Source organism: Mycobacterium sp. 852014-52450_SCH5900713, assembly GCF_001667075.1.
GTDB lineage: Bacteria > Actinomycetota > Actinomycetes > Mycobacteriales > Mycobacteriaceae > Mycobacterium.
Map to the genome: position 1 here is coordinate 107,180 of NZ_LZIL01000047.1, position 21,890 is coordinate 129,069.

Sequence of the window (21,890 nt, forward strand, 5' to 3'; positions counted from 1 at the left end):
TCAGTCGTCCTCGGGCGCTGGCTCGCCTAGATAGCCCTCCGCGACGGCGTGCTCGATGCTGTCGCTCAGTTTGGGGCACGACCGGGTGCGTGCGGTATCGCCACCGGAGCTACGCACCTCGGCGAAGTGCGCGCAGCGCTGCCAGGCTTCGGTGTTCCATTGAACGGCGGTGTGGCCCGGGCCCAGCCTTCGGACGGTAACCGTGACGTGACAGAACCGGCAGTCCACCGGAAGCAACCCCGAACTGAGGTAGCGTTCTCGGTCGGCGCGGCTGGCCTCGGCGACGGCGGCGGCGCGCTGCGGATCGTTGGCGAAATCCCTTGACTTCGACCAAGATCCGCCATTGTTTTCGGAACTGACCGGTCGCTCGTCGTGATCGTGGTGATCGCCGTGCAGCAACAACATCGACCGAGCGAGCCGATCGACGTCAGGAACCTGATCACCGGGCATATCGGTCAGTGTTGCTCCGCAGGAACGTCTTCGGTCTCTTTGGTCTTCAGGTTCTCTTCGACCTCGGCGTTCCAGTACTCGTTGGCGCGCGTGGTGTCCACCTCGATCTCGAAGCGTTCCACCATCTCCGGCTGGATGTCGGCAACGTCGACATAGAACTGCTGATACCAGCGACGCAGCTGATAAACCGCGCCGTCCTCCTCGACCAGCAGCGGGTTGTCGATGCGGGTCTTGTGCTTCCAGATTTCGACGTCCTGAAGGAAGCCCTTGCTGACGCCTTCGGTGAACACTCGCGACAGCTTCTCGGTCATCTTTTCGTCCATGCCCTTGGGCTTTTCGACGATGACGCCCCACTGCAGCACGAACGAGTTCTGGGTCACCGGGTAGTGGCAGTTGATCAGGATCGACTCGGCCTTGTATCCGCCGTAGCTGTTGTGCAGCCAGTTGATCATGAAGGACGGCCCGAAATAGGACGCCTCCGAGTCGAGGTGCGCCTCACCGTACGAGGTGCCCAGGTCGTTGACGTCCGGCCGCCCCACGTTGTGCAGATACTGCGACGCGATATGGCCCTCGAAAACGTTCTTGAAGTACGTCGGCAAACCGAAGTGGATGTAGAAGAAGTGCGCCATGTCGGTGACGTTGTCGATGATGTCGCGGCAGTTCGAGCCCTCGATAAGGATCCGGTTCCACCGCCATTCGGTCCACTCGTCGCTGGCTGCTTCCGGAATGTCGGGAATCCGCACCGCGGGGTCCGGCGGGTTCTGCTCGTGGTCGTGCCAGACGAACAGCAGGCCGCCGCGCACATCGGTCGTCCACGAGCGGGTGCGCGCCGTCTTGGGTGTGCGCTTGGCGTACGGCACCAGTTTGCAGCGCCCATCACCGCCCCAGCGCCAGTCGTGGAACGGGCAGGCCACCTCGTCGCCCTTGATGGTGCCCTCCGAGAGGTCGCCACCCATGTGCCGGCAGTAACCGTCCAGCACCTTCAGGTCCCCACTTGAGTCGGCGAACACCACGAGCTTGGTACCGAACGCCTCGACGGAGTGCGGCTTACCGTCCTGGAAATCCTTCGCGACGCCCAGGCAATGCCAGCCCCGGGCGTACCTCGTCGGCAACGCGCCGGGATCGATTTCCCGGATGCCGACCGCTTTGGTGTCGGTACTCACCAGTCACCTCCAACTCACGACCCCTCTAACTAGAACACGTTACAGTTTTGCGGCGGTGGCGCGCAACGATGGCGAATCTGGCTGAGCTTTCCCGCGGCGTGTGCGCGCTCGGGGTATATCTAGACGATGCCGCTGTTTGCTTTCGAGGGGCGGGCGCCGCGGGTGGATCCCACCGCGTTCGTGGCCCCGACCGCCACCCTGATCGGCGACGTTGTCGTCGAGGCCGGCGCCTCGGTGTGGTTCAACACCGTTCTGCGCGGCGATTACGGGCCCATCGTGGTGCGGGAGGGCGCGAACGTGCAGGACGGGTCCGTGCTGCACGCTCCGCCGGGCATTCCGGTCGACATCGGCCCCGGCGCCACGGTGGCGCACATGTGCTGCATTCATGGGGTGCACGTCGGATCCGAGGCCTTGATCGCCAACCACGCCACCGTTCTCGACGGTGCGGTGATCGGCGCACGCAGCCTGATCGCGGCCCACTCGCTGGTGACGGCCGGCACCCAGATTCCGGCCGGCATGCTGGCGGTCGGTGCACCGGCGCAAATCAAGGGCCCGGTCGCCGGGACGGGCGCCGAGATGTGGGTCAAGGTGAATCCGCAGGCCTATCGCGAGCTGGCTCAGCGGCACCTGGCCGGGCTCGAGCCGCTCTAGACCTTCCCGGCTGACGCGGCCGCCAACGCGTCAGACACCGGCGAAAAGGCGATGCGTCGCGATCCAATCGTCGATGAGGCCCATGGTGGCGGGTAGCGCCGCTCCGGAAAACACCATGTGGTCAGACCCCGGAATCTGCACGTAACTCGCGTTGGCAAACCGGTCCGCCGCCCGGCGCGCCAGGCGCGGCGGCATGATGCGGTCGCGGGCGCCACTGATGACGAGCACGGGTCCCGTGACGGTGCCGAAATCCACTCTTGCGGCCTTATTCCGGTCCAGCCACGGCATCGCCAGTTCGAAAAACAGCACCCGCCCGGATTCGCAGACCAGGTCGTCGAACACCTCGCGAGCCGCTTCGTCGGTCTGTGCGCTCGCGATCCCTCGCCGAAACCGTTGCCACGCCGGGGGATAGACGGCCCTGGCCCATGGCCGTGGCTTACGGGCGTGCGGCAGCGCGATGCCGATCGTCGTTGCGTTCAGACCCGAGGGCCCCACTGACGACGGGCAGGCGGCGACGACGCCGGCATGTGCCGTCCGTGCCGCGACCAGCTGAACCAACAGGCCCCCCAACGAGTGCCCGACCAGCAGCGGCGGGGAATCCAACGATGCGACCAGCGCGACGAGATCGTCTGTGTAGTCGCGGATGCTCAACGACGCGATCCTGGCCGCACCGTCGTGCAGGGGCAATTCATGATGACGCAATGTCGGCGTGTGCACCGTGAAGCCACGTTCCGCAAAAGCCGCCCGGGCGGGTGCCCACTGCTCCCCGCGGCTCCATGAGCCGTGCACGAGAACGGCGTGCTTGCCGGGCATGAAGATAGCCTGCCAGCAGACGGGGCCGACGGTCGGCAGAATCGGAGCAGCGAGGGGAATTCAGCACTAACGTGCGATGCTCGCCCCCCGACCTAGCTGGTTACCTTCTTCAACGTGGCTGTCGCCCGGTCCATCTCCCAGTACGCACGCAGGGCGGTCATCTTGCCCTCGTCGTCGGCCTTGTACGTGAACACGCCTTCGGCGGTCACCTGGTAGTCACCATGGGTGATGAGGATGTGCCCGACGTTGGCTTCCTCGTTGCCGCATTGGTAGGTGTCGCGGAAGACGAACTCGATTCTGGTGGTGGGGGCGATGGCCTTGTCCCAGAAAGCCGAGATCGCGTCGCGGCCCCGGTGGCCCTTGCCCTCCGGGTCGAAGGCCGACGGTCCGATCGGGTCCTCCACAATGGCGTCGTCGGCGAACACCGCCAGCCATGCCTCTTTGTCCCTGGCTATGACCGCCTCGCGCGAGCGCCGACCGGCCTCGTGCGCCGGGTGTTCGCTCACGAGCCGACTTTCTCAGGCGTCGGCTTGTCCGCACCGACCACCCACATGGAGTAGTACTGCGAGCCGCCGCCATAGGCGTGCCCCAAGGCCTTGCGCGCGCCCTGAACCTGGTGATCCCCACCTTTGCCCATCACCTGAATCGCTGCCTCGGCGAACCGAATCAGGCCGGAGGCGCCGATCGGATTCGAAGACAGCACACCGCCGGACGGATTGACCGGCAGCCGTCCGCCGATCGCCGTCTCGCCGGCTTCGGTGAGTTTCCAGCCCTCACCCTCGGGCGCAAACCCGAGATTTTCCAACCACATCGGCTCGAACCACGAGAACGGCACGTAGATTTCCGCGGCGTCGATCTCGTCGATCGGGCTGGTAATGCCCGCCGCCTTCCACAGCGCGGCGGCCGCGTCACGCCCGGCCTGCGGGCTGACCTGGTCGCGGCCCGAGAACTGCAGCGGTTCGGTGCGCAGCGCGGTGGCATGGATCCATGCCACCGGTTGTCCTTGCGCCAGACGGGCTTCGGCGGCCTCCTCATTGCCGATCACGACCGCGGCGGCGCCGTCCGACGACGGACAGGTCTCGTCGTAACGGATGGGATCCCACAGCATCGGCGACTGCATCACCTTCTCCAGGGTGATGTCGGGCTGGTGCAGGTGGGCCAGCGGGTTGCGGGCCCCGTTGAGCCGGTCCTTGACCGCGACCATGGCGCCGATGTTGAGCGGTGCGCCCGATCGGCGGATGTACGACCGCACGTGTGGGGCGAAATAACCGCCCGCCCCGGCGCCGACCGGCTTGATGAAGGGGATCGGAATCGACAACGCCCACATCGCGTTTGACTCGGACTGCTTTTCCCAGGCCATCGCCAGCACACGCCGGTACTTGCCCGATTGGACGAGGCTGGCGGCCACCACCCCGGTGGACCCGCCGACCGAACCTGCGGTGTGCACCCGGATCAGCGGCTTGCCGGTGGCTCCCATGGCGTCGGCCATGAACAGCTCGGGCATCATGACGCCTTCGAAGAAGTCGGGAGCCTTGCCGACTACCACGGCGTCGATGTCGTCGAAGGTGGAGCCGGAGTCGGCCAGCGCGCGGTCGATCGCTTCGCGCACCAGCCCGTTCATCGAGACATCTTGTCGCTTCGCGACGTACTTCGTTTGTCCGGTACCGAGTACCGCGGCGAGGTTCGGCCCTGCACCGGCCATCAGTTCATTCCTTCCATGACCGCGACCAGGTTCTGTTGCAACGCCGGCCCGCTGGTGGCGTGCGCGAGCACCCGCTCGGCCGACCCATTCCAGATGTGTTGCGCCGCAAAGCCGACGCGCTCGAGGCCCGCGACGAACATGGGGTTGGCGGCCAGCGCGCCGCCCGACGGATTGACTTTCGTCGGCCCCGGTATCCGGATGGCATCCGCGATGATCAGGTGCTGGTGGGTGAAGGGAGCGCAGATCTCCGCAACGTCGAGGTTGTCGGTTCTGCCGCCGGTGGCCACTTGGGCCGCCACCTTGGTGGACACGGATTCGGTGAGGTCGCGCGCACCCAGCGAGGGCGTCTCGATGCGGTGCTCGATTCCGGTTATCCAGGCCGGGTTTTCGCGTAGTTCGCGCGCACGATCACCCGCCGCGAGCACGATGGCGGCGGCGCCGTCAGTGATCGGCGCGATGTCGTGGCGCCGCAGGGGCTCGGCGAAGAACGGCCGCTCGAGCAGTTCGGCCACGCTGATCGCCGGCTCCACAGAGTCCACCCGCCGGGCATTCTCGAAGGAGTCGAATGCTACGCGCGCCATCTGCTCTTCGCTCCACTTGCCGTTCTCGAGCCCGATGCGGGCCTGGAGCCCCGCCATCGACACGGAGTCGGGCCACAGCGGCGCGACGGTGTAGGGGTCGGTCTGCCGCGACAGGATCTGCCGCAGAATCCCGGCCGAGGACTTGCCGAATCCGTACACCAGCGCGGTGTCCACCTCCCCGGTCAGCAGCTTGATGTACGCCTCGTAGAGCGCCCAGGCCGCGTCCATCTCGACATGCGACTCGTTGATCGGCGGGACGGCGCCGATCGAGTCAATTGCCGAGATGAACGAGAACGCCCGTCCCGCAAGGTAATCGGACGAACCCGAGCACCAGAAGCCGATGTCGGCCTGGGTGATTCCGAGGTCCTCGTAAAGCTGGGCGAAGCACGGCATCAACATCTCGACGCCATTGGTGGTGCCGTCGGTGCGGCGGACATGCGGCGCGTGGGCAAAGCCGACCACCGCAACGTTGCGAGCGCTCATTTACAGGTAGGCCCTTTACAGGTGGTGCTTGTAGGTGTCGTACTCGGCGTCGGGTTCCCCTGTCGGCCGGAAGTACTCGATGTTGTCGATGCCAAAGCCCCACTCCTCGCGGGGTTTCCACACCGCTTCCACGCGCATCCCCATCCGCACCTCGTGGGCGTCGATGTCGGCGACCAGGTGCAGGAAAGGGATGTCGGCCCCGTCGAGCAAGACATAGGCCGCCACGTACGGCGGTTTGATGCGCTGCCCCTGGAACGGGATGTTGATGATTGCGAACGTCGTGACCGTGCCCTTGTCCGGCAGCTCGACGAACTCGGTGGTGGGCTGTCCGGTGGCCGGGTCCGCGCCGTGCGGCGGGAAGTAAACTTTGCCGTTCTTTCCGGTCCGTGCGCCCAGCAGCTTGCCCTGGGCGATGGCGCGCAAGTAGGCGCTTTCCTCGTGGGAGGCGGTGTGCTGAATCGTCAGCGAGATCGGTGTGACGATCATGGTCACCGGATCCTGTTCGCCCCCCGCGTGTTCGGACGCGGGTTCGGCTTCCTCGCCGAGTGCGAAGTAGGCGATGTCGGTGATGGCGCCCACCGGCTCGTCGGCCCAGTGCACGTGCACCCGGGAGCCGCTCTTGATGGCGGAAGGACTGCCCGCGTCCACGGCATGCATCAGCGGGGTGTCCGCGCCGTCGAGCTTGATCAGCGCCCAGGCGAACGGACGGTCCAGCGGCTGGCCCTCGATCGGCTCGGGTTGCCACGTCCAGGACACGACGGTGCCGACGCTGGAGACCGGTACCATCTCGCCCAGCGGCTCGTAGGTAACCGGGTCATATTCCGCCGGTGGAACGTGCACCCGGCCATCGGATCCGCGCACCCCCAAGACATGGCGCTCACGCAGTGCGGTGAAGAACTTGCTTAGCGTGGGGCCGACCGAACGGGTGTAGTCGAACGACAACGTCAGTGGCGCGGAGAGCGGCGGCTCAGGGTGATCCGTCAAGGTCGGGCTGCTCGAGCTGGCTGTCACGCCATCGAGTAGAACAGGTTCTAAGAACGGTTTCAACATCGGGTCGCCGGAAGGGTCAATGACGATGAAGCTGGGGTTGCAGCTCGGGTATTGGGGCGCTCAGCCGCCGGAGAATCACGCGGAGCTCGTAGCCGCGGCGGAGGAAACCGGTTTCGACGCCGTGTTCACCGCCGAGGCGTGGGGGTCCGACGCCTACACGCCGCTGGCCTGGTTGGGATCGTCGACCCACCGGCTCCGGCTGGGCACCTCGGTGATCCAGCTGTCCGCGCGCACCCCGACGGCAACCGCGATGGCCGCGCTGACGCTCGACCACCTGTCCGGCGGCCGGCACATCCTGGGCCTCGGTGTCTCCGGCCCGCAGGTGGTCGAGGGCTGGTACGGCCGGCCCTTCCCCAAACCACTCGCCCGCACCCGCGAGTACGTCGACATCATGAGACAGGTGTGGGCGCGAGAGAAGGCTGTGACCAGCGACGGACCGCATTATCCGTTGCCGCTGACGGGGGAGGGGACGACCGGTCTGGGCAAGGCGCTCAAGCCCATCACCCACCCATTACGCCCCGACATCCCGATCATGCTGGGGGCCGAGGGGCCGAAGAACGTCGCGCTGGCCGCCGAGATCTGCGACGGCTGGCTGCCGATCTTCTACACGCCGCGGATGGCGGATACCTACAACGAGTGGCTCGACGAGGGCTTCGCGCGGCCCGGGGCGCGGCGCAGCCGTGAGGACTTCGAGATCTGCGCGACCGCGAACATCGTCATCACCGACGACCGTGCTGCCGCCTTCGCGGCCATGAAGCCCTATCTGGCCCTCTACATGGGCGGCATGGGCGCCGAGGACACCAACTTTCACGCCGACGTGTACCGCCGGATGGGCTACGCCGAGGTGGTCGACGAGGTGACCAAGCTCTTCCGCAGCAACCAGAAGGATAAGGCTGCGGCGATCATCCCGGACGAGGTCGTCGACGACGCCGCGATCGTCGGCGATATCAACTACGTCCGTGAGCAGGTCAAGGTCTGGGAAGCCGCCGGCGTCACCATGATGGTGGTCAACGGACGCAACGAGGCGCAGATCAGGGAGCTCGCCACGCTGACCTGACCCGCTATTGCCGAACGAATAGAACACGTTCTAGATTGGCCCGATGACAGCCTCGCAGCACACCATCGCGGGCACGGTACTCACGATGCCGGTACGAATCCGCCAGGCAAATCAACATATGGCGATGTTCTCCGTCGACACCGACGCCGCGCAGCAGATGATCGACTACAGCGGCCTGCAGGTCTGCCGCTACCTTCCCGGCCGCGCGATTGTGGTGCTGATGTTGATGCACTACATCGACGGCGACCTGGGCCGGTACCACGAGTTCGGCACCAGCGTGATGGTGAACCCGCCCGGCTCGAACGCAAGCGGGCCGCGTGCCCTGCAGTCGGCCGGCGCCTTCATCCACCACCTTCCCGTCGACCAGGCGTTCACCCTGGAAGCGGGAACCAAGATCTGGGGCTACCCGAAGGTGATGGGCGACTTCACCGTTCGGGAAGGCCGACGGTTCGGTTTTGACCTCAGCATCGACGGCCAGCCGGTGATCGGCATGGAATTCCGCCGCGGCCTGCCGTTCCGGCTGACCCCGCGCCAGCAAGCGCAACGCACCTACTCGCACCGCGACGGAGTCACCCGCGAGACCGCCTTCGAGCACACCCTGGACGGCGTGCGCACGCGATTCGGCGGGGTGAGCATCCGGCTCGGCGAGCATCCGTACTCGAAAGAGCTTGCTTCGCTTGGTCTCCCGAAGCGTGCCATGGTGTCCAGCTCTGTTGACCGCGTACAAATGTCCTTCGGTGATGCCCAGGAGATCTCATGACCGCCAGCGAGTTGAAGACCAAACCCGACATCGACCTCACCGACGGGACTTTCTACGCCGGCGACTCTCGGCCCGTCTACAAGTGGATGCGCGAGAACGAGCCAGTCTTTCGGGACCGCAACGGATTAGCCGCCGCCTCGACCTATCAGGCGGTGATCGAGGCCGAGCGCAACCCGGAGTTGTTCTCCAACGCCGGCGGCATCCGCCCGGACCAACCGGGCGTCGAGATGATGATCGAGATGGACGATCCGCAACATCTGTTGCGCCGCAAGCTCGTCAACTCCGGCTTCACCCGCAAGCGCGTCAAAGACCTGGAATCCAAGATCGTTTCGCTGTGCGACACGCTGATCGACGCGGTGTGCGAACGCGGCGAGTGTGACTTCGTCTGGGACCTGGCCGCGCCGCTGCCGATGGCCGTCATCGGCGACATGCTCGGCGTGCGGCCGGAAGAGCGCACGATGTTCCTCAAGTGGTCCGACGACCTGGTCGGCGCGTTGAGCAGCACCGCGGCCGAAGCGGACGTCCAGGTCACCATGGACGCTTTCGCGGCCTACAGCCAGTACATGATGGGGATGATCGAGGCCCGCAAGAAGCAGCCGACCGATGACCTGGTCAGCGTGCTCGTGCATGCGGAGGTCGAGGGCTCGCGGCTCGAGGACCACCAGATCGTCACCGAGGTGCTGCTGCTGTTGATCGGCGGCGACGAGACCACGCGCCACACGCTGTCCGGCGGGACGAGGCAGCTGCTGTTGCATCCCGATCAGCACCGGCGCCTGGCGGCCGATCTGAGCTTGCTGCCCAACGCGATCGAAGAGATGCTCCGCTGGACCGCGCCGGTGAAGAACATGGCACGCACGATCACCGCCGACACCGAATTCCACGGCACCCAACTGCACCAGGGCGAGAAGATGATCCTGCTGTTCGAGTCGGCGAACTTCGACGAGAAGGTTTTCGACGAGCCGGAGACCTTCAACATCGAGCGCTACCCGAACAACCACCTCGCCTTCGGCTTTGGGACGCATTTTTGCCTCGGCAACCAGCTCGCCCGGCTGGAGCTGTCCATCATGCAGACCCGCCTGCTGCAGCGCCTGCCGGACATGCGGCTGGCCTCGGACGCCGACCTGCCGTTGCGTCCCGCCAACTTCGTGTCCGGCCTGGAAAAAATGCCGGTGGCGTTCACACCGAGCGCGCCGCTGGGGTAGGCGCCCTACCGCTCTTCGCCGAGCGTGATCTGAGGGCGAGAAAATCGGCCGAAACCAACCATGTGTTCACGTTCGGCGGGTCCAGGCGGCGGCCACGCGTGCGAGGATGCCGCCCCGCGTGTCGTCGGCCGTGACCCGGATGGCCATCCATCCGAGGTCGGCCAGCGCTTCGTAGCGGGCGATATCCCGGCTGAATTGCCTGCGATCGGTGCGATGGTGATCACCTTCGTATTCGACGGCCAGTTTGACGTCCTCCCAACCCATGTCGAAGACCGCGACGAGCTCGCCGTATTCGCCGTAAACCGGAATCTGGGTGCGCGGCCGCGGATAGCCGGCCTCGATGAGCAGCAGCCGCAGCCACGTCTCGCGCGGCGATTCCGCGCCCGCGTCGACGAGTGTCAGCGCGCGCCGCGCCCGGCGGATGTTGCGATGACCTTTGTAGCGTTCGGCGAGTCGTTGGACCTGATCGACATTCAGCTTGGTTGCCCGGGCCAGCGCATCGATGGCCGCGACCGCCCTTCCGGTGGGATTCCGGCAGGCAAGGTCGAAAGCGGTGCGCGTCGAGGTGGTAGCCGGTATTCCGCCGATCAACTGGATTTCGCCGGGAGCGACGCTCTCCGACCAGGTGCGGATTCCCGCCGGTGGACGACGGTGTTCGTACACCAACTGAGCCGGGCCGCGGTGGTCGACCCATTTGGCGTCGTGCAATGCCGCAGCGGACTGTCCCGCGACCACGCCGCGCCGCCGTGACCACAACCATGCGGCGTGGGCGCGCGTGACGGCGGTGAGATCCGTGTCGCGTTCGACATAGACGTCCGGGTGCAGCGCTACGAATCTGCTGCGCAACCGGTACCGCGTCAGTGCGCCCGATGCCAGCGCCTCGCTGCCGATGAATGGTTCCCGCATGCCGGCAGTGTGGCGCGGGGGACTGACAGATGCCGAACGTGACGTCAGGGCGAAAAACCGGCCGAAATGTGGCCCTCTGTTCACGTTCGGCGCGAAGGCGCCAGCGGAGGGTTACTTGTTCTGGAAGTTGGGCTTGCGCTTCTCGGCGAACGCCCGGGGGCCTTCCTTGGCATCGTCGGACAGGAACACCTTGATGCCGATCTGAGTGTCGATCTTGAAGGCCTCGTTCTCGTGCATGCCCTCGGTCTCGCGGATCGCCCGCAGGATCGCCTGCACGGCCAGCGGGCCGTTGTTCTCGATGATCTCCGCGATCTCGAGCGCCTTGGTCAACGCCTGGCCGTCCGGCACCACATGCCCGATCAGGCCCATCTCCTTGGCTTCAACGGCGGTGATGTGCCGACCGGTCAGCAGCAGGTCGCACGCGACCGTGTAGGGGATCTGCCGCACCAGCCGCACGGCCGACCCGCCCATCGGGTAGAGGCTCCACTTGGCCTCCGAGATGCCGAATTTGGCGCTCTCGCCCGCGATGCGGATGTCGGTGCCCTGCAGGATCTCGGTGCCCCCGGCGATCGCGGGTCCTTCGACGGCCGCGATCAGCGGCTTGGTCAGCCGGCGGCCCTTCAGCAAAGCGTCGATTCGCGACGGGTCGTAGCTGCCGTCCTTGAACGACTCACCCGGCGGCTTCTTGGTTGCCGCCTTGAGGTCCATGCCGGCGCAAAAGTAGCCACCGGCCCCAGTCAGGATGCAGCAGCGGATGTCCGGATCGTTGTCGACGCGGTCCCAGGCCTGCACCATGATTTCCATCATTTCGGTGCTCAGGGCATTGCGGGCGTGCGGCCGGTTCAACGTGACGATCAGGGTGTGGCCGCGCTGTTCGACGAGGGCGTCCTGTCCCGTTTGTTCGTTTGCTGGAGCCTGAGCCACGGCTACTGCCTTTCCGTCGACGAGGGGCATGAGCTTGTCAAGAAATGTAACACGTTCTAATTTGGTGGCCGTGGCCCTGAATATTGCCGATCTCGCAGAGCACGCCATCGACGCTGTGCCGGACCGTGTCGCCCTGATCTGCGGCGACGAGAAGCTGACCTACGCCCAACTGGAGGAGAAGGCCAACCGCCTGGCCCACTACCTGATCGACCAGGGGGTGAAAAAGGACGACAAGGTCGGCCTGTACTGCCGTAACCGCATCGAGATCGTCATCGCGATGCTCGGCATCGTGAAGGCGGGCGCCATTTTGGTGAACGTCAACTACCGCTACGTCGAGGGCGAGCTTCGCTACCTGTTCGACAACTCCGACATGGTCGCCCTGGTCCACGAGCGCCAGTACTCCGACCGGGTGGCCAACGTGCTGCCGGACACCCCGAACGTCAAGACGATCCTCGTCATCGAGGACGGCTCCGACAACGACTACCAGCGCTACGGCGGCGTCGAGTTCTACTCGGCGATCGCCCAGGGCTCCCCCGAGCGCGACTTCGGCGAGCGCAGCGCCGACGACATCTATCTGCTCTACACCGGCGGCACCACCGGCTTCCCGAAGGGCGTGATGTGGCGCCACGAGGACATCTACCGGGTGCTGTTCGGCGGAACCGATTTCGCGACAGGTCAATTCGTCGAGGACGAGCACGACCTGGCCAAGGCCGCGGCCGCCAATCCGCCGATGGTGCGCTACCCGATTCCGCCGATGATCCACGGCGCCACCCAGTCGGCCACCTGGATGTCGATCTTCTCGGGCCAAACCACCGTGCTCGCACCGGAATTCAACGCCGAAGAGGTGTGGCGCACGATCCACGAGCACAAGGTGAACCTGCTGTTCTTCACCGGCGACGCGATGGCACGCCCGCTGCTCGACGCGCTCGACACCGACCACGACTATGACCTGTCGTCGCTGTTCCTGCTCGCCAGCACCGCGGCGCTGTTCTCGCCGAGCATCAAGGAGAGGCTGCTCGAGCTGCTGCCCAACCGGGTCATCACCGACTCGATCGGCTCCTCGGAGACCGGATTCGGCGGCACCAGCATCGTCGCGAAGGACGCGCCGCACGCCGGCGGCCCGCGCGTGACGATCGACCACCGCACCGTCGTCCTCGACGAGGAGGGCAATGAGGTGAAGCCCGGCTCGGGTGTGCGCGGGTTCATCGCCAAGAAGGGCAACATCCCGGTCGGCTACTACAAGGACGAGAAGAAGACCGCCGAAACGTTCAAGACCATCAACGGGGTCCGCTACGCGATCCCCGGGGACTGGGCCCTGGTCGAGGAGGACGGCACCGTGACGATGCTGGGCCGCGGCTCGGTGTCGATCAACAGCGGCGGCGAGAAGATCTACCCCGAGGAGGTCGAGGCGGCGCTCAAGGGCCACCCCGACGTATTCGACGCGCTGGTGGTCGGTGTTCCCGATCCCCGCTACGGCCAACACGTGGCCGCCGTCGTGCAGCCCCGCCCGGGTGCCCGGCCGTCGCTGGCGGAGCTGGACCGCTTCGTGCGCTCCGAGATCGCCGGATACAAAGTGCCCCGCAGCCTTTGGCTGGTCGACGAGGTGAAGCGGTCACCGGCCGGTAAGCCCGACTACCGCTGGGCCAAGGAGCAGACGGAGGCACGTCCGGCCGACGACGTGCACGCCGCCCACGCGACCGCTTGAGCGACTTCGTCAAGCAGCACCCGGCCGCGCCCAGCAATTACTTCGCGTGGGAGGCCGCCGGATTGCGGTGGCTGGCCGGCGTCGACGGGGGTGTGCCCTGCGCGGACGTTGTCTCCGTCGACGCGACGAGCCTGACCCTGCGGCGGCTTGATTCGGCGCTCCCGACCCCGGAGGCGGCGCTCGCGTTCGGCGGCCACCTCGCCGTGACGCACGACGCCGGCGCCCCCGACTTCGGTGCCGGGCCCGACGGCTGGGACGGACCCGGGTTCTTCGGGCCGCTGTCCCAGCCGCTGCCGATGTCGCTGCGGCGGCACCGCCGCTGGGGCGACTTCTACGCGGAGGAGCGGCTGATCCCGATGGCGGAGCTGGCCGCGCCGCGGCTCGATGCTTCCACCCGAAGCGCCATCGATTCCGTCGTAGCGCGTTGCCGCTCGGGCGATTTCGACGACGACGACCGGCCCGCCCGGCTGCACGGCGACCTGTGGGGCGGCAACGTGATGTGGACGCCCGACGGGGTGGTGCTGATCGACCCGGCCGCGCACGCCGGTCACCGCGAAAGCGACCTCGCGATGCTCGCGCTGTTCGGCTGCCCGCACTACGACGCCATCGTCGCGGGCTACGAACGGGTGCGGCCGCTGCGCGCCGGATGGCGCAACCGCACCGGGCTGCACCAGCTCTTCCCCCTGCTGGCGCACGTCGTGCTGTTCGGCGGCGGGTACGCCCAGCGGACGCACGCCTGCGCCCGCGCCGCGCTGGCCCTCTGACACCGCGTCTACTCTTGATCGCGATGACGGTCGATGTGTGGATGCAGCATCCCACTGCGCGGTTCCTGCGCAGCGACATGCTGGCATCGCTGCGGCGTTGGACCGGTGACTCCATACCGGACGCCGACGTCCCGATCGAGGCGAGCATCGCGACCATGGACGCGGCCGACGTCCGGTTCGGCCTGCTCAGCGCGTGGCGCGGGCCCGGCGGCCAGGATTTGATCTCCAACGACGAGGTCGCCGAGTGGATTCGCCTGCATCCGAACCGGTTTGGCGGGCTGGCCACCGTCGACCTCGATCGCCCGATGGAAGCGGTTCGTGAACTGAGGCGCCGCGTTCGAGAGGGATTCCTGGGCCTACGGGTGGTGCCGTGGCTGTGGAACGCGCCACCCACCGACCGCCGCTACTATCCGCTGTTCGCCGAATGCGTGGAGCTGGGGGTGCCGTTCTGCACCCAGGTGGGCCATACCGGTCCGCTGCGACCATCGGAGACCGGCCGTCCGATCCCCTACATCGACCAGATCGCGCTCGACTTTCCCGAGCTGGTGATCGTGTGTGGCCACGTCGGGTATCCGTGGACCGAGGAGATGGTTGCCGTCGCCCGCAAGCATCCGAACGTCTACATCGACACGTCGGCCTACACGATCAAGCGACTTCCGGATGAGCTCGTCCGGTTCATGAAAACCGCTACCGGACAACGCAAGGTCTTGTTCGGCACCAACTATCCGATGATGACTCACGCGCACGCCTTGGCGGGATTGGCGGACCTCGGTCTGGCCGACGAGGGCCGCCGGGACTTCTTGCACGGCAACGCCGGGCGCGTTTTCAAACTGGAGGCAATTACGTGAACGGTGCCCAGGCCCTGATCAACACCCTGGTCGACGGTGGCGTCGACGTGTGCTTCGCCAACCCGGGCACCTCGGAGATGCACTTCGTGGCCGCGCTGGACACCGTCCCGCGCATGCGCGGTGTGCTGGCCCTGTTCGAGGGAGTCGCGACCGGCGCGGCCGACGGCTACGCCCGTATCGCCGGCCGGCCGGCCGCAGTGCTGCTTCACCTGGGTCCCGGCCTGGGCAACGGCCTGGCGAACCTGCACAACGCCCGGCGCGCTCAGGTGCCGATGGTGGTGGTCGTCGGCGACCACGCCACGTACCACAAAAAGTACGACGCCCCACTGGAATCCGATATCGACGCGCTCGCGGGCACGGTCTCGGGGTGGGTGCGTCGCACCGAACACACCGCGGACGTCGCGTCCGACGCCGCCGAGGCGATCGCCGCCAGCCGCGCGGGCTCGCAGATTTCGACGCTGATCCTGCCCGCCGATGTGTCCTGGTCGGACGGGGCGCAACCCGGCGGCACCGTGCCCGCGGAACCCGCGGGGGCCGAGCCGCGGTTGGCGTTCGAAGTGATCGAGGTGCTGCGCTCCGGCGAACCCACGGTGCTCATGATCGGCGGTGACGCCACTCGCGGCCCGGGTCTTGCCGCCGCCGTTCGGATCGCGCAGGCGACCGGCGCCCGCGTGCTGTGCGAGACGTTCCCGACCCGGCTGGAGCGCGGCGCGGGCGTTCCCGCCGTCGAGCGGCTGGCCTATTTCGCCGAGGCTGCTACCGCCCAACTCGACGGTGCCAAGCATCTGGTGCTGGCCGGGGCCAAGTCGCCGGTGTCGTTCTTCGCCTACCCGAACATGCCCAGCGACCTGGTCCCGGCCGGCTGCGAGGTGCATCTGCTTGCCGGGCACAGCGGTGCCGCCGAGGCGCTCGCCGCGGTGGCCGACGAGGTCGCGCCCGGAACGTCTGCCCCGGTGGCGGCCGCGGCGCGGCCGCAGCTGCCCACGGGTGTCCTCACGTCCGCGTCAGCGGCCGACGTGATCGGCGCGCTACTGCCGGAACGGGCGATCGTCGTCGACGAGTCGAACACCTCGGGTGTGCTGCTCGCCCAGGCCACGGCGGGGGCGCCGGCCCATGACTGGCTGACGCTGACCGGCGGGGCGATCGGATACGGCATCCCGGCCGCCGTGGGTGCCGCGGTCGCCGCACCCGATTGTCCGGTGCTCTGCCTGGAATCGGACGGGTCGGCGATGTACACGATCTCCGGATTGTGGACTCAGGCGCGGGAAAACCTGAACGTGACCACCGTGATCTACGACAACAGCGCCTACGACATCCTGCGGATCGAGTTGGCTCGGGTGGGCGCCGGATCGGCTCCCGGGCCCAAGGCGCTGGACCTGCTGGACTTGTCGCGCCCCACAATGGATTTCGTCAAGATCAGCGAGGGGATGGGAGTGCCCGCCCGCCGCGTCGCCACCGCGGAGGAACTCGCCGACGCGCTGCGTCAAGCCTTGAGCGAACCCGGGCCGCACCTGATCGACGCCGTGGTGCCGTCAATAACGGGCTAACCCGGGAAGCCGGCTGAGGACCCACTCGGCCATTGTGTTCAGGACCTCGACGCCTGTTTCCAACACCCCGTCGTGAACCGTGGCCGCCAGCGCCACGCCCCACTGCCCCGATGGCGTGGGTACGATGCCGAACTGCCGCACCAGGTAGTCGCCGTGCATGCCGGGCCCCCAACCGCCCTTGGCCGCAAGGCCTTTGGCGGCCAGCCCCCAGCGATGGCCGCTGGTGAGGCGCTGCATCAGGTCGATGACGTCGGCCGAATCGGGGATCGACGGCAGCTCGGCGGCGAACCGCGCCTGCCGCTGCAGGGTCCACTGCGTCTGGCCGAACGCCGTATACCCACGCCGAAGCCGGCGAGATTCGACCACGGTGGCCGTGTCACCGCCCTCGGCGATCACCGCCTGCACCCGCCGTGCCGCTTCCCCCGGATCGCCCAAACGGGACCACAATTGCTCCGATGCGCGATTGTCGGATTCCGTGATCGCCTTGACGGCCAGGTCCTTGGCGTGCAACCAATCGCAACGCAGCGCGGCGATCGCCAACGGCACCTTGATGGTCGACCATGCGACACCGGACCACCACCGGCCCAACGAGTAGGTGCGATCCGGTCGGGCGATCGCAATGCCGACGTCCGCCGGTACCGTGGCGGAAAGCTGATCAAAGCTCGCTTCGAGCGCTGTCTCCAGAGGCCGGCTGATCGGACCAACCATCGCGTCTCCTTCGACGACATGTCTGTGCAGTGTCGCATTATCGTCGACCCGTCTTGACGCCCAGCGCGACAACGGTGACGGCGCGTCGCTAGCTCGGCGGCAGCGGCGGCAGCGGCGGTGACTCCTCCTGCGGCGGAGGCTGCCATGGGTCGGGCTCCGGTGTCTGCGGCGCCCACACCAGTGGCGGCGGGGGAGGCAGCGGAGGTGGCGGTGGCACTGGCTCCGCCACGGCGAAACCGGCGCCCAACCCGAGCGCGGCCGGGCCGAGGCACGCGAGAAGAGCCGACCCGGCGATCACGTTACGAAGTTTCATCACCCGCGGACGTTCCTCTCTCCCGTTGCGGCTGTATTCGCACCACCGGATCGTCGCAGTCGACACCCTGCGCCGCCAACTGGCGCTTGAGCACCTTGAAGGTCACCGTGCGCGGAAGTTCGGCGCTGACCCGGACGTAGGACGGCCACTGCTTGGGCCCCAGGTCGGGCTGCTCGGCCAGGAAGGCGCGAAACTTCTCGGCATCGAACTCGGCCCCGGCAGCCAGCACCAAAGCGGCCATCACCTGGTCACCGACCACCGGATCCGGCACCGCGTAGACGGCCACCTCGGTCACGTCCGGGTGGCGTAACAGCACCCGTTCGATCGGCGCGGCGCCGAGGTTTTCACCGTCGACGCGCATCCAATCGCCCAGCCGTCCCGCGAAGTACGCGTAGCCGGCGTCGTCGCGGTAGGCGAGGTCGCCGGTGTGATAGACCCCGCCGGACATCCGCTCGGCCTCGGCGGCCTCGTCGTTGTAGTAGCCCTCGAACCGCCCCGGCCCGGCGGTGTTCACCAGCTCGCCGACCACGCCCGCCGGACAGGATGCACCGGTGTCGGGGTCGACGATCTCGACGCCCTCGGGCAGCGGGCCCAACGCACCGTCCGGGGTTTCCGGGGTGCGCGCGATCGCCACCCCGCCTTCGGTGGAACCGAACCCGTCCTGGACCACACAGCCGAATCGGCGCGCGAAGCGTTCGACATCGCGGGGCACGCCCTCGTTGCCGTAGACCGCCCGCAGCGGATTGTCCGCGTCGTCGGGCTGCTCCGGCGTGGCCAGCACGTACGACAGGGGCTTGCCGACGTAGTTGGCGTAGGTGGCGCCGAAGCGGCGGACATCGACCAGGAAGTTGGACGCGGAAAACTTGCGCCGCAACGCCAGCGAGCCCTGGCAGGCCACCGCCACCGCCCAGCCGACCAGCACCGCGTTGGAATGAAACAGCGGCATCGACACGTAACAGACGTCGTCGTGGCCGAGGTCGAATCGCTGCGTCATCGTCACCCCCGCGATCGCGACCTTGCCGTGGCTGCACTTGACCGCCTTCGGCTCGCCACTGGTACCCGAGGTGAAGATCAGCATGAAAAGGTCTGCGGCCGTTGCCGATTGGAAGTGCGGCTCGACATCGCGATGTGCGGAAACTTCGTCGGCCCATTCGGTGGAGTCGACGTTGACGTAGTCGATGCCGCCAAGCGACTCGGCCGAATTCGAGTCGGCCAGCACCACCTGGCAGTCGGCATGGGCGATGTCACGCGCCAGCGCGTCACCGCGGCGCACCGGGTTGAGGCCCACCGGCACGATCCCTGACATGCCGGCCGCCGTCAGCATCGCCGAGAAGAACGGGGTGTTCTCCAGCAGCACGCCGACGTGCGGTGGCCTCGACGGGTCGAGGCGGTCACGCAGGGCCGCCGCGATCGCGGCGCCGTGGCGCAGGTGATCGCGCCAGCTGACGTACGAGTCTTCGAAATAGACGCCGCGGTCCTCGATCTCGGCCAGCGGTACCAGCAGCCTGGTGACCGTGGGGTCGGGAGGAAGCACGAAACTAGGCAGGGGTTTCCGCCAGCTCGCGGCCGATTCGGCGCAGCTGGCCGGTGGCCCCGCCCAACGCGAACTCGGCCTCCTTGGCGGCCAAGAAATAGCGGTGAACCGGGTGGTCGGTATCGACGCCGACGCCGCCGTGCACGTGCACGATGGTGTGCGCCACGCGGTGCCCGGCGTCGGCGGCCCAGAACGCGGCGCTTGCCACGTCGATGTCGGCGGGAACGTCCTCGGAGACCTTCCACGCCGCCTGAGTCAGCGTGAGCCGCAAGCCTTTGACGTCGATGTAGCCGTCGGCCAGCCGTTGTGACACCGCCTGGAAGCTACCGATCGGACGATCGAATTGCTCCCGCTCACGGGCGTATTCGGCGGTGAGCTGCAGTCCACGTTCCAGCACTCCGAGTTGGAAGGCGCTGCGGCCCAGGGCCGCAAGTATGTCGAGCCAGACGACGACCTCGGCGCCGCCGACCATCCGGGTACCGTCCACCTCGGTCCCGTCCAGCGCCAGGTGCCCGACGCTGCCCAAGCCGGTGGTCTGCAATGGGGTCACCGAAACGCCGGGATCTCCGGCGGCAACCACGAAAACGGCCGTGCCTGAATCGGTCTCGGCGGGAACGAGGAAGCCGTCGGCTGCCGGCCCGAAGCCGACCTGGGTGCGGGTACCTGTGAGGCGATAGCCGTCGCCGGCGCGGGTGGCCTGCACCGGACCCTCACCCATCTCGCCCAGCAGCGCAACGGCGAGAATCTTCTCGCCACTGACCGCCGGGGCGCCCCAATCCTGTTGCAGCTCCTCGGTTCCGAAGCGGGCCAATGCGCCGGCGCCCAGCATCACCGACTCCAAGTAAGGCACGGCCGCCAACTGGTGACCCAACGCCACCAGAATGGCGACCTGCTCGAGCACCCCGAATCCATCGCCGCCCACCGAGGTGGCCGAAGCGCTGGTGAGGATGCCGGCGTCGACGAGCTTGCCCCACAGCTCACGGTCGAACCGTTGGTCCAGCTTGTCGAGCTCACGCTGGCGCTCCGGTGTGCATACCGAGTTCACGATCGTGTCGACCAGGCCGCCGAGATCGTTCGCCGCTTCGGTTGTCGAAAAGTCCATCGATGTTCGTCCTTAGGAAGAGGGGGCTCAGCGGTTTCGGGGCAGGCCCAGCGCGACCATGCCGATGATGTCGCGCTGCACCTCGTTGGTTCCGCCGCCGAAGGTCAGGATCAGGCACGCGCGATGCATCCGCTCGACCCGGCCACGCAGCAGCGCGCCCGGCGAATCCTGGCGCACCGTCGCCGCGGTCCCCAGTACCTCCATAAGCAGCCGGTACGCCTCGGTGGCCAGTTCGGTGCCGTACACCTTGGCCGCCGACGCGTCGGCCGGCGACAAGGACTCGCTGTTCGACGAAGCCAGTTCCCAGTTGATCAGCTTGAGCACCTCGGCCTTGGCGTGCACCCGGGCCAGGTTGATCTGCACCCATTCCGAGTCGATCAGCCGGGCCCCGCCGGCATCCTTGGTGTTCTGCGCCCACTCGCGAACCTCGCGGAGGGCCAAAAAGATCGGTTGCGGCGACACGAGAGCGACGCGTTCGTGGTTGAGCTGATTGGTCACCAGCTTCCAGCCGCCGTTCTCCTCGCCGACCAGGTTGGTCACCGGGACTCGCACGTCGGAGTAATAGGTGGCGCTGGTGTCCACACCGGCCATGGTGTGCACGGGCGTCCAGGAGAACCCCTCCGCGGTCGTCGGCACGACCAGCATCGAAATGCCGCGGTGCTTCTTGGCTTCCGGGTTGGTGCGGACGGCCAGCCAGACCCAGTCGGCGTAGGCGATCAGGCTGGTCCACATCTTCTGGCCGTTGATGACGTAGTCATCGCCGTCGCGGACTGCGGTGGTACGCAGGTTCGCCAGGTCGGTGCCGGCGCCCGGCTCGGAGTAGCCGATGGAGAAGTGCAACTCCCCGGCAGCGATCTTGGGCAGGAAGAATTTCTTCTGTTCCTCGGTGCCGAACGCCATGATGGTCGGCGCCACACTGTTGATCGTCAGGAACGGCACCGGCACGCCGGCGATCGCGGCCTCGTCGGTGAAGATCAGCGAGTCCATCGGGGAGCGGTCCTGGCCGCCGTATTCCTTGGGCCAGTTCAGGGTCAGCCACCCGTCCTTGCCCATCTGCGCGACGGTGTCGCGATAGGCGGTGCCGGTTCCCACCTCGCCCTGCGTCGAGTGCAGCGCCTCCCGACGCTCGGGGGTCATAAGCGTGGTGAAGTACGACCGCAGCTCGCGACGCAGCTCCTCCTGTTCAGGGGTGTAACTGATGCGCATTCCAGCCGTCCTTTGTTAACGTGACACGCCTCGACTAGCCGACGTTACTCGGCCGACGACTACCCGTTCGTCTTCCCGGTTGTAACACGTTCTAGTCTGAGATTCCAGCGGCCGTTTCCCCGGCGGTATCGGGGCCCTATGGTGGTCCTACATACTTGTGGGGCACGTCCTCAGGTGAAGGCCAGGTGCAAGGAGGGTGCTGTGCGGGTGATCGTCGACCGTGACCGGTGTGAAGGTAACGCTGTGTGCATGGGAATCGCGCCGGATATCTTCGACCTGGACGACGACGATTACGCCGTCGTGAAGCTCGACCCGATTCCCGCGGACCAGGAGCAGTTGGCCGAGCAGGCGATCGCCGAGTGTCCGCGAGCCGCGCTGTTGCGCGAAGACTGAAGTGCGCCACCAGAAACTAGAGGTATTC

The 21,890-nt window shown here is 67.0% G+C and carries 23 protein-coding genes; 9 read left to right on the forward strand and 14 right to left on the reverse strand.

Translation table 11 applies throughout. The features are described 5' to 3' along the window. Both A5773_RS13680 and A5773_RS13685 read right to left on the reverse strand, forming a co-directional pair. A complete protein-coding gene (locus A5773_RS13680) occupies positions 1 to 450 on the reverse strand; it encodes a hypothetical protein (RefSeq protein ID WP_067791304.1) in 450 nt (149 codons plus the stop codon). Between the two features lie 5 nt (positions 451 to 455). Continuing rightward, the gene (locus A5773_RS13685) at positions 456 to 1,613 is read right to left on the reverse strand and encodes a Rieske 2Fe-2S domain-containing protein (protein WP_066955237.1); all 1,158 of its coding nucleotides are present in this window, start codon (positions 1,611 to 1,613) and stop codon (positions 456 to 458) included. A gap of 126 nt (positions 1,614 to 1,739) precedes the next feature. Here A5773_RS13685 and A5773_RS13690 point away from each other — a divergent pair, with 126 nt between their 5' ends. Beyond that, positions 1,740 to 2,264, forward strand: a complete 525-nt coding sequence (locus A5773_RS13690; RefSeq protein ID WP_066955234.1) for a gamma carbonic anhydrase family protein — start codon at positions 1,740 to 1,742, stop codon at positions 2,262 to 2,264. Between the two features lie 30 nt (positions 2,265 to 2,294). Here A5773_RS13690 and A5773_RS13695 read toward each other — a convergent pair whose 3' ends face one another. From A5773_RS13695 to A5773_RS13715, 5 genes are all read right to left on the reverse strand, one after another. Then, complete coding sequence (locus tag A5773_RS13695) at positions 2,295 to 3,077, reverse strand: alpha/beta hydrolase (protein WP_067791306.1); 783 nt, start codon at positions 3,075 to 3,077, stop codon at positions 2,295 to 2,297. A gap of 92 nt (positions 3,078 to 3,169) precedes the next feature. Next, complete coding sequence (locus tag A5773_RS13700) at positions 3,170 to 3,583, reverse strand: nuclear transport factor 2 family protein (RefSeq protein WP_067791308.1); 414 nt, start codon at positions 3,581 to 3,583, stop codon at positions 3,170 to 3,172. After that, on the reverse strand, positions 3,580 to 4,779 hold the full coding sequence (locus tag A5773_RS13705) for a thiolase domain-containing protein (protein WP_066955225.1): 1,200 nt from the start codon (positions 4,777 to 4,779) through the stop codon (positions 3,580 to 3,582). The genes A5773_RS13700 and A5773_RS13705 overlap by 4 nt, the downstream gene beginning before the upstream one ends. Further along, entirely contained in the window at positions 4,779 to 5,843 is a 1,065-nt protein-coding gene (locus tag A5773_RS13710) for a thiolase domain-containing protein (RefSeq protein ID WP_066955222.1), read from the reverse strand. The genes A5773_RS13705 and A5773_RS13710 overlap by 1 nt, the downstream gene beginning before the upstream one ends. Positions 5,844 to 5,858: 15 nt before the next feature. Next, positions 5,859 to 6,854 (reverse strand): Zn-ribbon domain-containing OB-fold protein, encoded by a 996-nt coding sequence (locus A5773_RS13715; RefSeq protein WP_067264540.1) that lies wholly within the window; start codon positions 6,852 to 6,854, stop codon positions 5,859 to 5,861. Between the two features lie 64 nt (positions 6,855 to 6,918). On the opposite strand from A5773_RS13715, the gene A5773_RS13720 reads away from it, so the two are divergent. From A5773_RS13720 to A5773_RS13730, 3 genes are read left to right on the forward strand one after another with little or no spacing between them, the layout of a single operon-like run. Beyond that, positions 6,919 to 7,950 carry an LLM class F420-dependent oxidoreductase gene (locus A5773_RS13720; protein ID WP_066955967.1) on the forward strand — a complete coding sequence of 344 codons (1,032 nt, stop codon included), beginning with the start codon at positions 6,919 to 6,921 and terminating at the stop codon, positions 7,948 to 7,950. A gap of 43 nt (positions 7,951 to 7,993) precedes the next feature. Next, positions 7,994 to 8,710, forward strand: coding sequence for an acetoacetate decarboxylase family protein (locus A5773_RS13725; protein ID WP_067791310.1), 717 nt, complete (start codon positions 7,994 to 7,996; stop codon positions 8,708 to 8,710). Further along, a complete protein-coding gene (locus tag A5773_RS13730) occupies positions 8,707 to 9,912 on the forward strand; it encodes a cytochrome P450 (RefSeq protein WP_066955216.1) in 1,206 nt (401 codons plus the stop codon). The genes A5773_RS13725 and A5773_RS13730 overlap by 4 nt, the downstream gene beginning before the upstream one ends. A 66-nt stretch (positions 9,913 to 9,978) precedes the next feature. On the opposite strand, the gene A5773_RS13735 is transcribed toward A5773_RS13730, so the two are convergent. Then, positions 9,979 to 10,818, reverse strand: coding sequence for a hypothetical protein (locus A5773_RS13735; RefSeq protein WP_067264535.1), 840 nt, complete (start codon positions 10,816 to 10,818; stop codon positions 9,979 to 9,981). A gap of 111 nt (positions 10,819 to 10,929) precedes the next feature. Further along, positions 10,930 to 11,772: a crotonase/enoyl-CoA hydratase family protein gene (locus tag A5773_RS13740; protein ID WP_156664353.1), complete on the reverse strand. Its 843-nt coding sequence runs from the start codon at positions 11,770 to 11,772 to the stop codon at positions 10,930 to 10,932. Positions 11,773 to 11,806: 34 nt separating this feature from the next. On the opposite strand from A5773_RS13740, the gene A5773_RS13745 reads away from it, so the two are divergent. The 4 genes from A5773_RS13745 to A5773_RS13760 are packed head-to-tail and all read left to right on the forward strand — an operon-like array spanning position 11,807 to position 16,606. Then, positions 11,807 to 13,447, forward strand: a complete 1,641-nt coding sequence (locus A5773_RS13745; RefSeq protein ID WP_067791312.1) for an acyl-CoA synthetase — start codon at positions 11,807 to 11,809, stop codon at positions 13,445 to 13,447. Then, positions 13,444 to 14,211 carry a fructosamine kinase family protein gene (locus A5773_RS13750; RefSeq protein WP_066955205.1) on the forward strand — a complete coding sequence of 256 codons (768 nt, stop codon included), beginning with the start codon at positions 13,444 to 13,446 and terminating at the stop codon, positions 14,209 to 14,211. Before A5773_RS13745 ends, A5773_RS13750 begins: the two co-directional genes overlap by 4 nt. Before the next feature lie 23 nt (positions 14,212 to 14,234). Beyond that, on the forward strand, positions 14,235 to 15,059 hold the full coding sequence (locus A5773_RS13755; protein ID WP_066955963.1) for an amidohydrolase family protein: 825 nt from the start codon (positions 14,235 to 14,237) through the stop codon (positions 15,057 to 15,059). Further along, positions 15,056 to 16,606, forward strand: a complete 1,551-nt coding sequence (locus A5773_RS13760; RefSeq protein ID WP_066955202.1) for an acetolactate synthase large subunit — start codon at positions 15,056 to 15,058, stop codon at positions 16,604 to 16,606. Before A5773_RS13755 ends, A5773_RS13760 begins: the two co-directional genes overlap by 4 nt. Here the strand turns inward: A5773_RS13760 and A5773_RS13765 are convergent. The 5 genes from A5773_RS13765 to A5773_RS13780 form a co-directional block, all read right to left on the reverse strand. Then, complete coding sequence (locus A5773_RS13765; protein ID WP_066955199.1) at positions 16,592 to 17,314, reverse strand: serine hydrolase; 723 nt, start codon at positions 17,312 to 17,314, stop codon at positions 16,592 to 16,594. The genes A5773_RS13760 and A5773_RS13765 overlap by 15 nt on opposite strands. Before the next feature lie 88 nt (positions 17,315 to 17,402). Continuing rightward, positions 17,403 to 17,627 (reverse strand): hypothetical protein, encoded by a 225-nt coding sequence (locus A5773_RS25620; RefSeq protein WP_082948226.1) that lies wholly within the window; start codon positions 17,625 to 17,627, stop codon positions 17,403 to 17,405. After that, on the reverse strand, positions 17,614 to 19,161 hold the full coding sequence (gene fadD17, locus A5773_RS13770) for a long-chain-fatty-acid--CoA ligase FadD17 (protein WP_067791314.1): 1,548 nt from the start codon (positions 19,159 to 19,161) through the stop codon (positions 17,614 to 17,616). The genes A5773_RS25620 and fadD17 overlap by 14 nt, the downstream gene beginning before the upstream one ends. Positions 19,162 to 19,165: 4 nt before the next feature. Next, positions 19,166 to 20,263, reverse strand: a complete 1,098-nt coding sequence (locus A5773_RS13775; protein WP_067264529.1) for an acyl-CoA dehydrogenase family protein — start codon at positions 20,261 to 20,263, stop codon at positions 19,166 to 19,168. 27 nt (positions 20,264 to 20,290) lie between these two features. Beyond that, positions 20,291 to 21,469: an acyl-CoA dehydrogenase gene (locus A5773_RS13780; RefSeq protein WP_066955190.1), complete on the reverse strand. Its 1,179-nt coding sequence runs from the start codon at positions 21,467 to 21,469 to the stop codon at positions 20,291 to 20,293. Positions 21,470 to 21,670: 201 nt separating this feature from the next. Here A5773_RS13780 and A5773_RS13785 point away from each other — a divergent pair, with 201 nt between their 5' ends. Next, complete coding sequence (locus A5773_RS13785) at positions 21,671 to 21,862, forward strand: ferredoxin (RefSeq protein WP_066955960.1); 192 nt, start codon at positions 21,671 to 21,673, stop codon at positions 21,860 to 21,862. Positions 21,863 to 21,890: the final 28 nt, after the last annotated feature.

What these genes read in the sequence shown, in the direction of transcription:
- A5773_RS13680 (WP_067791304.1), bottom strand. Translation starts at nt 450, where the DNA reads ATGCCCGGTGATCAGGTTCCTGACGTCGATCGGCTCGCTCGGTCGATG.
- A5773_RS13690 (WP_066955234.1), top strand. Translation starts at nt 1,740, where the DNA reads ATGCCGCTGTTTGCTTTCGAGGGGCGGGCGCCGCGGGTGGATCCCACC.
- A5773_RS13695 (WP_067791306.1), bottom strand. Translation starts at nt 3,077, where the DNA reads ATGCCCGGCAAGCACGCCGTTCTCGTGCACGGCTCATGGAGCCGCGGG.
- A5773_RS13705 (WP_066955225.1), bottom strand. Translation starts at nt 4,779, where the DNA reads ATGGCCGGTGCAGGGCCGAACCTCGCCGCGGTACTCGGTACCGGACAA.
- A5773_RS13710 (WP_066955222.1), bottom strand. Translation starts at nt 5,843, where the DNA reads ATGAGCGCTCGCAACGTTGCGGTGGTCGGCTTTGCCCACGCGCCGCAT.
- A5773_RS13720 (WP_066955967.1), top strand. Translation starts at nt 6,919, where the DNA reads ATGAAGCTGGGGTTGCAGCTCGGGTATTGGGGCGCTCAGCCGCCGGAG.
- A5773_RS13725 (WP_067791310.1), top strand. Translation starts at nt 7,994, where the DNA reads ATGACAGCCTCGCAGCACACCATCGCGGGCACGGTACTCACGATGCCG.
- A5773_RS13730 (WP_066955216.1), top strand. Translation starts at nt 8,707, where the DNA reads ATGACCGCCAGCGAGTTGAAGACCAAACCCGACATCGACCTCACCGAC.
- A5773_RS13735 (WP_067264535.1), bottom strand. Translation starts at nt 10,818, where the DNA reads ATGCGGGAACCATTCATCGGCAGCGAGGCGCTGGCATCGGGCGCACTG.
- A5773_RS13740 (WP_156664353.1), bottom strand. Translation starts at nt 11,772, where the DNA reads ATGCCCCTCGTCGACGGAAAGGCAGTAGCCGTGGCTCAGGCTCCAGCA.
- A5773_RS13755 (WP_066955963.1), top strand. Translation starts at nt 14,235, where the DNA reads ATGACGGTCGATGTGTGGATGCAGCATCCCACTGCGCGGTTCCTGCGC.
- A5773_RS13765 (WP_066955199.1), bottom strand. Translation starts at nt 17,314, where the DNA reads ATGGTTGGTCCGATCAGCCGGCCTCTGGAGACAGCGCTCGAAGCGAGC.
- A5773_RS25620 (WP_082948226.1), bottom strand. Translation starts at nt 17,627, where the DNA reads ATGAAACTTCGTAACGTGATCGCCGGGTCGGCTCTTCTCGCGTGCCTC.
- A5773_RS13775 (WP_067264529.1), bottom strand. Translation starts at nt 20,263, where the DNA reads ATGGACTTTTCGACAACCGAAGCGGCGAACGATCTCGGCGGCCTGGTC.
- A5773_RS13780 (WP_066955190.1), bottom strand. Translation starts at nt 21,469, where the DNA reads ATGCGCATCAGTTACACCCCTGAACAGGAGGAGCTGCGTCGCGAGCTG.